This is a genomic window from Trinickia dinghuensis (genome assembly GCF_003367175.1).
Classification (GTDB): Bacteria; Pseudomonadota; Gammaproteobacteria; order Burkholderiales; family Burkholderiaceae; genus Trinickia; species Trinickia dinghuensis.
Map to the genome: position 1 here is coordinate 1 of NZ_QRGA01000037.1, position 7,720 is coordinate 7,720.

The 7,720-nt window shown below is 54.2% G+C and carries 7 protein-coding genes; all 7 read left to right on the forward strand.

The features are described from left to right. Positions 1–772: RHS repeat-associated core domain-containing protein (locus tag DWV00_RS33395; protein WP_147298043.1), on the forward strand; the 772-nt coding region annotated here is incomplete at its 5' end. A gap of 773 nt (positions 773–1,545) precedes the next feature. After that, entirely contained in the window at positions 1,546–2,205 is a 660-nt protein-coding gene (locus DWV00_RS33400) for an RHS repeat-associated core domain-containing protein (RefSeq protein ID WP_147298044.1), read from the forward strand. A gap of 40 nt (positions 2,206–2,245) precedes the next feature. Then, positions 2,246–2,848: a tetratricopeptide repeat protein gene (locus DWV00_RS33405; RefSeq protein ID WP_115537891.1), complete on the forward strand. Its 603-nt coding sequence runs from the start codon at positions 2,246–2,248 to the stop codon at positions 2,846–2,848. Between the two features lie 60 nt (positions 2,849–2,908). Continuing rightward, a complete protein-coding gene (locus DWV00_RS33410) occupies positions 2,909–4,033 on the forward strand; it encodes an RHS repeat-associated core domain-containing protein (protein ID WP_484419732.1) in 1,125 nt (374 codons plus the stop codon). Positions 4,034–4,381: 348 nt separating this feature from the next. Further along, a complete protein-coding gene (locus DWV00_RS33415; RefSeq protein WP_181885671.1) occupies positions 4,382–6,187 on the forward strand; it encodes an RHS repeat domain-containing protein in 1,806 nt (601 codons plus the stop codon). Positions 6,188–6,222: 35 nt separating this feature from the next. Further along, on the forward strand, positions 6,223–6,600 hold the full coding sequence (locus tag DWV00_RS33420) for a hypothetical protein (protein WP_115537894.1): 378 nt from the start codon (positions 6,223–6,225) through the stop codon (positions 6,598–6,600). A 488-nt stretch (positions 6,601–7,088) separates the two neighbouring features. Further along, on the forward strand, positions 7,089–7,517 hold the full coding sequence (locus DWV00_RS33425) for a hypothetical protein (protein ID WP_115537895.1): 429 nt from the start codon (positions 7,089–7,091) through the stop codon (positions 7,515–7,517). Positions 7,518–7,720 lie beyond the last annotated feature (203 nt).

Sequence of the window (7,720 nt, forward strand, 5' to 3'; positions counted from 1 at the left end):
CGGCACGACGACGAACTTTCTCTACGACGGCGCCAATGCCGTGCAGGAACTCGCGGGCGGCACGCCGAGCGCGAACATGCTGACCGGCCTTGGGATCGACGAAGTCTTTAGCCGTACCGATAGTTTGGGGACGAGAAGTTTCCTCACCGATGCTCTGGGCAGCACAGTGGCACTTACGGATGGCATCGGCGCAATAAAGACGAGCTACGCCTACGAGCCGTACGGCAATGCGACAACGAGTGGCGAGACGAACACCAATGCCATTCAGTACGCCGGACGTGAAAACGATGGCACTGGGCTCTACTACTATCGAGCCCGGTACTACCATCCAGGGTTCAGCCGCTTTGTGGGACAGGATCCAATTGGACTGGCAGGCGGAAACAATCTCTATGCCTACGTCGGAGGGAATCCTATCGGCATTCGGGATCCGCGGGGGCGGGACAATCCAGGGATGGGGCCGTACGGACCGGGCGGTGGTGGCCAACCATGCGGAGGTCAATCGGGAAATCCCAACGATCCTGGAAACGTCGCGGCCAAAATAATAGGTGGTTCGATCGGGACAGGAGCGGCAATGGGCGCTGTGTTTGGAGGGGGTTATGGTCTAGCAGCTGGTGTAACCGAGGCTATGGAAATGACTACTGTGGTATCTGCCGTTAGCATTGGGGATGCAGTAGCTACCGGTGCCATGGCTGGCGCAATGATAGGAGGAGGGGCTGGCGCCTTGCTTGGGGTAGCGGCAGGCACCGTTTATTTTTACGTCTACACTCGCTGATCATATGGGGAAATTAATGCACAAATTTTTTGTTATAATAATTTCGCTATCGTGGATTCCATTCACGTATTGGAGCGTGAGCTATATGAGGAGATTGCGAAATAAACCGGAAAATAGATCAATTTATCGGCGAGGTGTCCTGGGATTTGGTGTTCCATTTTTATTGGTGGATTTTGTAATGACTTTGACGGTAATTCCGGAGCGTGATGTTTACTCTTTGTTGCGCTGGGCCGTTATTTTCTTCTATTTTTTATTTCCGATTGCTTTGTGGGTTGGGTATTTTTGGGGAAAGGGAATGGCGGCTTTTTTTTCGAGGTGGCATGATCGATAGGCTTGTCTATATCGAAGGGAATTCAATGGCGTCCATTGAATGACTTGGTATTGTAACTGAGTGAGCCATGGCTTGGTTGCTTGACAATTAAACAAGTTCCTTCATTTTTCGTGGTGTGTTGTAAAGATGGCCATCGTGGATTACTTTCCACGCCTGGATACGAATTCGCAGAGGAGGAGCGACAATCCCGAGTTTGACGACCCCGTCCGGTATCGCGCTGACCTATGACTCCAACTGCAACCGCACAGTCGACCGCAGCTTCAGTTACGGGTAGGATTCGCGTAATTGGCTTATCTCGCTCGCGCGAGCAGCGACAGCGAGCTTTGCATACGATGCCACGGGAAGACGCAACGGCAAAACGATCAACGGCACGACGACGAACTTCCTCTACGACGGTGCCAATGCTGTGCAGGAACTCGCGAGTGGCACGCCGAGCGCGAACATGCTGACCGGCCTCGGGATCGACGAAGTCTTGAGCCGCACCGATAGCTTGGGGACGAGAAGTTTTGTCACCGACGCTCTCGGCAGCACGGTGGCGCTCACGGATGGCAGCGGCGCGATCAAGACCAGCTATCAGTATGAGCCCTACGGCAATGCGTCTGTGAGCGGCGAAACCGGTACTAATGCGGTCCAATTCACTGGTCGAGAAAACGACGGAACCGGTCTCTACTATTACCGAGGAAGGTATTATCACCCTGGGTTCGGTCGATTTATTGCAGAGGATCCAATCGGGTTCGCTGGCGGAACTGACCTATATGCATACGTTGGAGGCAGTCCGATCAATCGGGTTGATCCGCTTGGACTGGCATTCATGCCGAGTCCGGGAAGCGGCGGGTCGTCGGGTGATCCATTCGGGCTGGGTGGAGGCGGGTTGTCGGGGGATCCGTTCGGGTTGGGCGGAAATAGCTGCCCAGCAGGCGGACATAACAATCCGCCGTCGACTCAGGTGGCTACAACGGGTAATTTCTGGGTAGATAAAGTTATTGTGCCAATTGTATGTTTGTATTGTCAATTGACTGGACAGGAGACTTTGCCTGAAATACCTGCTCCTCCTCCGGAGCCGCCGCCTGCTATAATTATCAAGCCGCCCGAAGAAAAATAAAATGGATGGGATAATTTCCCTGTAATTTTGGAGATTTAATGTGACTAAACAGAGTCAGGATGAGTGGGAACAGGAGCCTGATCTTGACGGTGTAAGGCAGGCATTGAATTTATTGAAGGAAAATTCCTCGGAGGGGGAGCGGAAATTAATTGATCTGGCCAAGAAAGGATCTATTTACTGCATGATTCGGCTTGGCCATTATTATTGGAATAAATCGGTGGGAGCTGGTGATGATGACATAAATCGAGCGGAGTTTTGGTTTTCGTCTGCGTGTGAAGCCGGGTCGGGAATGGCGACTTTTTATCTGGGACGCTTATATCTTAAAGAGGGTGAATATGAAAAAGCCCATATGACGTTCGAAAAGGGTGCAAATTTGGGGTATGCTCCTTCAATTTTTAATTTGGGAAGAATGTATCGAGATGGAATTGGCGTAAATAAGAATTTCGATGTGGCGCACATGCATTTTGAGCGTGCGGCGAATCTGGGGCATATTTATGCGAAGCGCGCTCTTGGGCGAATCTTGTTGTCTGGGGAATTTGGGTTTTTTAGTAGATTTGGTGGAGCGAAGCTGGTTTTATGCGCGGCGATAGAGGCAGTGCGAGAACTACAGAGAGATCATAAGAGCTTGCGGCTGCAAATATAATTCACAGCGAGAAGGTACGCATATGTGGCGGCAACCCGATCTTGAGCTACCCCTGAAATTTTGCCTTCGAGCAGATCGCGTATCTATGACACGGCAAGCCAGTTGACCGGGATCAGTTACGCGAATGGTGGAACGACTCTCGGCAACGTCACCTACGCGTACGACAACGCAGGTAGGCGGACCCAGATCGGCGGGTCGGTGGCCACCATCACGTTGCCTGCGGCACTGACAAGCGCCACCTTCGACGCCAACGGCAACCTCACGGCCGACGGCAGCCTCGGTTACGGATGGGATTCGCGTAATCGGCTCATCTCGCTCACTGGAGCCGCGACGGCGAGCTTTGCGTACGATGCCACGGGGAGACGCACCGGCAAGACGATCAATGGTACGACGACGAACTTCCTTTACGACGGCGTCAATGTCGTGCAGGAACTCGCGGGTGGCACGCCGAGCGCAAACCTGCTGACCGGCCTTGGGATTGACGAGGTCTTTAGCCGCACCGATAGCTTGGGGACGAGAAGCTTTGTCACCGACGCTCTGGGCAGCACAGTGGCGCTCACCGATGGCAGCGGCGCGGTGAAGACGAGCTACGCCTACGAGCCGTACGGCAATACGACAACGAGCGGCGAGGTGAATGCCAATTCTGCCCAGTACACCGGGCGGGAGAACGACGGCACGGGCCTGTACTACTATCGAGCCCGGTACTACAACCCCGGCTTTAGTCGATTCGTGGCGGAAGATCCGATCGGGCTGGCGGGTGGTGCTAATCCGCTGGCCTATGCCGGGGGGAATGCCATCAGCTTTGTCGATCCACTAGGGACGACCAGGTGGCCGGACTACCTGACGCTAACAGTTCCAACCCCTATCCCCTTTGTGGGCATTTCCGTGAGTTTGGACAGGTATGGAGACGTATACGCGGGCCCATCGCTCGGAGCAAATTTGTTTGGAAGCGGCCGGTCAATGGGCGCTGGATGGACGGGTGACTCCTGCACACCGTCGCAAAGCCAGCTCGACCATTTTCTTAGCGGATGGAGTGCCAACTCTGGGTTTGGAATCGGAACGACCTGGTCGTCGCCTCAGAATCCGGGGAATGACGATCCTTCACGTCTTGGCGGCAACTTACAAGTCCCGGGTGCAAGCATAGGTTATAACACAAGGCTGTTTAACGTCGGGGTACATTGGTGAGAGGGGATTATGGAAAAAAACATGATTCTATCTTTGGTAATATGTTGGATCATATTTTACTCGTCCATTGCATTGTTTAGACCAGAATTAATTATTGGATATATTTTGAAAAGTAAAATATGGTATTGGTATTTCAGGGTCATTCACAACAAAACATCAGATAAATTGTTGGAGCCAAAAATGAAGTTGAATTTTAAGATTCAGGGGATTATCGGATTTGGGTGTGCGGTCATATTGGTTTATGGAGTGTTTTGTGGCTCATAAAGGCCTGAATCGATAAACCTGATGCCCATCCCTACTCACTCGGGGGGCACCGCCACCCGGCATACCGATGGAATCGGGCGACTGATGTCCGAGTCGGATCCGCTGGGCAATACCACTCGCTTCGATTACAACGGGCGCAGCTTGCCGACTCGCGAGACCGACGCGCGCGGAGGCGTCACGAGTCTTGCGTACGATGCCAATGGCAACCTCACTAGTTTTACCGATGCGAACGGCGGCATTACCGGCTTCACGTACGACGCAAAAGATCGGCCTGCAAGCCGCACCGATCCGCTTCAGGCCACCGAGAGCTATGCGTACGACGGCGACGACAACCTCACGCAGTTCACCGATCGGACCGGCAAGGTCGCGACCTTTGGGTACGATGGACTGAACCGCCGCGTATCAGCCGCGTATGGGCAGACGCAATCGGGCGGCACACTCTCGGTGCCAGATGCGACGGTAAGCACAACCTACGATGCAGGCAGCCGGCCCACGCAAATCGTCGACAGTCAGGGTGGCACGATTACGCGGACCTATGACGCGCTGGATCGGCTGACCGCCGAAACGACGCCGCAGGGCAGCGTCAGCTACGCGTACGATGCCGCGAACCGGCGCACGAGCTTCCAGGTGGCAGGCCAGAGAGGTGTGACCTATGCCTACGACAACGCCGATCGGCTCACGACGATTACGCAAGGCAGCGTCCAGGTGGGCTTTACCTACGATGCGGACAGCCGTCGCTCGACACTGACCTTGCCCAACGGGATGGTGGCGACTTACAGCTATGACACGGCAAGCCAGTTGACCGGGATCAGTTACGCGAATGGCAGTACAACTCTCGGCAACCTCACCTACGCCTACGACAACGCAGGTAGGCGGACCCAGATCGGCGGGTCGCTGGCCACCATGACCTTGCCTGCAGCGCTGACAAGCGCCACCTTCGACGCCGGCAACCGCTTGACTAATTGGGCCGGTACAGCGCTGACGTATGACGCCAACGGCAACCTCACGGCCGACGGTAGCCTCGGTTACGGATGGGATTCGCGGAATCGGCTCATCTCGCTCACGGGAGCCGCGACGGCGAGTTTTGCGTACGATGCCACGGGAAGACGCAACGGCAAAACGATCAACGGCACGACGACGAACTTCCTTTACGACGGTGTGAACGCCGTGCAGGAACTCGCGGGTGGCACGCCGAGCGCAAACCTGCTGACCGGCCCCGGGATCGACGAGGTCTTTAGCCGCACCGATAGCTTGGGGACGAGAAGTTTTGTCACCGACGCTCTGGGCAGCACAGTGGCACTCACGGATGGCAGCGGCGCGGTGAAGACGACCTACGCCTACGAGCCGTACGGCAATACGACAACAAGCGGCGAGGTGAATGGCAACGCGTCGCAGTACACGGACCGGGAGAACGATGGCACAGGCCTTTACTACTATCGAGCGCGGTATTATCACTCAGGGTTCAGTCGCTTTATATCCGAAGATCCCATAGGATCGATTGAAGGGAATAATCTTTATGCTTACGTGGCAGGAAATCCCATCGGGGCCATAGACCCCCTCGGGTTGTATATGCAAGAGGAAGGGCTTGCCCCTGTCTGCGTCGAGTGTTTCATCCCCCCAGTTCGATTTGCTCAGTCCGTAATTAGTGCAGTAAGGGGAGCGACGAATGCCAACGATAACGGTCCAGGTCTTCCTCCGAATGGGCTTTTACCCCCGGGCAAGAGCCCTGGCTCGTGCTCTGTCGGACCTGCCACTCGTGGCAATGGGAAGAGCTTGTGGGACGAAAACGGGGGGAATGGCGTTACAAAGGCGAGGATCAGTGGCACAACCCGCATTGGGACTACAATTCTTGGAATTCTTGGAACTCGGAGTGGGAAAATGTCCCGATAGACGGGAAATCACCAGTAAAATGATTGGAGCGCGCAATGGTAATTGGATATTATAAAATGTTTAAGGGGAAAGATACGATTTTGATGGCCGGATCTGGAGCGGAAATTATCATTCTTCGGCAAGTAATAATGAACTGGGGGCAAAAAGCAGAGTCTCTTGTAGCCAATTTTGGCGCAACTACGGTCGTCAGTCTGGACGGGCTTCGTGACGTGATTCTGAGGCCGAGCGCGACAGGAACAGAGAATCGTGTAGAGGTGAACGATGGTGAAGCAATATGGAGTGTTTCTGCTTTGCAAGTCAATCGAATGATCGCTTTGCTCGAAGGTCTGTGCGCCAATTCCAGGGCCGGACATCAGTATCTTGACGCCGGTGAAGGAAAGATTCAAATAATTTGCTCCAAGGATGAATATTAAAGAGGATTATTAATTAATGGTTGATTGATTTCGATGAAGCATCGAATCATCCATGACTGATCTCGGCACATAGACCCGCTCGGGCTACAGGCTTGGACTCCGGGAATGACACCGCCCTCGAGCATTCCAGGTGGACCATGGTCGCCCGCAGGCCCCGGCCAGTTGCCAGGGTCCTTTTATGGTCCGAAGCAGTCCCCAGGCGGTCGAGAAATGTGCACATATGTACCTGACAAAGCGAATGGTGGCCCCTCCAATGCCGAGAAAGGGTATTGGAAAACGAACACACCTGGGGAAAGGGGGTGGTATCGTTATGATCTAAATGGTAATCCCATAACGGCGGACGAAGCACACCCTGCCCCTAATTCTGAGTCAAGCCCGGTTTCGATTCCTCCCTTGACAGCCCTGGGGTGTTGGCATATTCCTCGGGACATACAGTTCGCCAGCGTACTGAACTTTGTCATGCGCAAATCAAGATCGAGGTCCACAAAATGACGACTGAATTCGATAGCTATGAACTATCCCCAGACGAACAATTTGCAAACGCCTACTACCATTTTATAGAGGCATTAAAGATTCTGGCGGAGGATGCGGATGTACAGTGCGACCTGATGGGTAATTACAATACCGCTTGGGAAATCAAGCATGACGTCTCGGCAGGGCTGTTGCTATTGAATCTTCCGAACCGACTTGCCGAACAGGAAAGGGATGCCATTGCCGCAATTGTGACTGCGCTCGACCAAATCCCAGCTACTGTTTTGGAAGGAGACACAACCACAGCTGGGAGCCTGCGTGCAATGAATCACTCATGCTGGGTCCCATTGCGTGCGCACGCAGCCGAACTGCTGAATCTGCTTAGCAGTGCAACCAGTCGCAACGAAGCGTATTTCCGAAAGATCAATCCTGGAGCGGATGTTTGAAACACATACGGTGAAGAGGTGGTCTGGATCGGCTGACCGCCGAAACGACGCCACAGGGCAGTGTCAGCTACGCGTACGATGCCGCGAACCGGCGCACGAGCTTCCAGGTGGCAGGCCAGAGCGGCGTGACCTATGCGTACGACAACGCCGATCGGCTCACGACGATCACGCAAGGCAGTGCCCAGGTGGGCTTCACTTACGAT

What these genes read in the sequence shown, in the direction of transcription:
- DWV00_RS33400 (WP_147298044.1), top strand. Translation starts at nt 1,546, where the DNA reads ATGCTGACCGGCCTCGGGATCGACGAAGTCTTGAGCCGCACCGATAGC.
- DWV00_RS33415 (WP_181885671.1), top strand. Translation starts at nt 4,382, where the DNA reads ATGTCCGAGTCGGATCCGCTGGGCAATACCACTCGCTTCGATTACAAC.
- DWV00_RS33420 (WP_115537894.1), top strand. Translation starts at nt 6,223, where the DNA reads ATGGTAATTGGATATTATAAAATGTTTAAGGGGAAAGATACGATTTTG.
- DWV00_RS33425 (WP_115537895.1), top strand. Translation starts at nt 7,089, where the DNA reads ATGACGACTGAATTCGATAGCTATGAACTATCCCCAGACGAACAATTT.